Source organism: Idiomarina sp. Sol25, from assembly GCF_033052775.1.
Classification (GTDB): Bacteria; Pseudomonadota; Gammaproteobacteria; order Enterobacterales; family Alteromonadaceae; genus Idiomarina.
On the sequence record NZ_JAUPEW010000209.1, the window covers coordinates 1 to 246 of the forward strand.

Annotated in this window: 1 pseudogene; it reads left to right on the forward strand. The window is 52.8% G+C overall.

Annotated features, from left to right (window positions below):
* A pseudogene (locus tag Q5L94_RS14025) lies at positions 1-246 on the forward strand (hypothetical protein); the annotation flags it as partial.

Here is a 246-nt window from a genome sequence, read left to right on the forward strand (position 1 = left end):
GGGGATTAATGGCTACAGGTTCATCAATGAGGTTGCGTCTGCAGGCAAGCTCACAGGGGGCCGGGCAGATGTAGCCATTAATCCCCTCAAACGATTTGTGGCGGATTATGAGATGTCCGCGGGAAAGCATGTTGATCCCTATAAGGCCGAAGACAATGATCGTAAAATCGCCGTCATCGGTGGGGGTGCGGAAGGCCTTAGCACCAGCTATTATCTGGCCCGGCTGGGATATCAACCCACCATATT